Genomic DNA, 998 nt, shown 5'->3' on the forward strand with positions numbered 1-998 from the left:
TGTGGCCAGCCAAGTATTTGCAACACCAGAGCCCAGCCGTCCACGTGAATTGGCTGGTGGATCATGGTCGGGTGATACGCCGTCATGAAAGGCGCTGGAGGCGATCCACTCCCGCGGACTCGTGCACCGCGACCTCAAGGCGGCCAAGATCATCCTGGCAGAGGACGGGCCGCACGTCCTGGACTTCGGGATCGCCCGCCCGGTGGAAGGCACACAGTACGGGTGCAACGCGGCGATACTCTCACACACGCTCTCTTGCCCGAGCAAGATCAAGATGGTGTCACCGGGGACGGACCCGCACCCGTGTACTGATCTTCTCGCTGGAGTCCGGGCGGCCCGAGGGGCCCTCAGGTCGCCATCAGCGCCGCCAGTGCGCGGTCCATTGCGGCGTTGAACTCTTCCGGCGTCAGCGGCAGACGGGACTTGACGTCCCGACTCCACTGGTCGGCGCGGACCGCGGCGGAGCCCACCACCGGCGGGCGGGAAGCCCATCGATGCTGTGGCGTACTTCCTGTCTGGCGCCGGCCCGGCGCCGCATCTGGAGGATGCGGTGCCGCGTCGGATCCGGGAGGTGGGCGAGCAGGAGGCGGCCGGTGGGCCTGCCACCCTGGTCAAGGAGTTTGACGCCGCTCGCGCCCGGCTCCAGTGCAGTTGCCGACCATGCCGCTCGACCGGCCAGTCGGCGTATTCGCCCACGTACTGCCGCTCGATCGGTGTCTGCTAACCCGGCTCGTGGAACTTGTTGTCCACCTCGACGACCTTGCCGTGAGCCTGGAGGCACCCACCCCGTCGGTGCCGACCGAGGCCACCGAATTGGTCGTCGCCTGCCTCACCCGCATGGCCGTGGTTCGTCACGGCGTCCTTCCGGTGATGCGCACCCTGGCCCGCCGCGAACGAGCCACCGATCCGATCGCGGCCTTTAGTAGGACTCCGTTGGGTCTTTCCGTCGGTGGTGTTCAGCGGCATGGTGGGTGTGTGGACGCACATGAAGTGAACCC

Annotated in this window: 1 protein-coding gene and 2 pseudogenes; 2 read left to right on the forward strand and 1 reads right to left on the reverse strand. The window is 67.3% G+C overall.

The genetic code is table 11. The features are described 5' to 3' along the window. The first annotated feature begins 94 nt into the window (after window positions 1–94). Window positions 95–394, forward strand: coding sequence for a hypothetical protein (locus BZL64_RS42080; RefSeq protein WP_341868848.1), 300 nt, complete (start codon window positions 95–97; stop codon window positions 392–394). Here BZL64_RS42080 and BZL64_RS42085 read toward each other — a convergent pair. Further along, window positions 348–467: pseudogene (locus tag BZL64_RS42085) on the reverse strand (short-chain dehydrogenase); the annotation flags it as partial. The gene BZL64_RS42080 and the pseudogene BZL64_RS42085 overlap by 47 nt on opposite strands. Window positions 468–660: 193 nt before the next feature. Between BZL64_RS42085 and BZL64_RS39650 the strand changes: the two are divergent. Next, window positions 661–998, forward strand: a pseudogene (locus tag BZL64_RS39650) (hypothetical protein); the annotation flags it as partial.

Source organism: Streptomyces bobili (genome assembly GCF_002154575.1).
Lineage (GTDB): Bacteria > Actinomycetota > Actinomycetes > Streptomycetales > Streptomycetaceae > Streptomyces > Streptomyces bobili.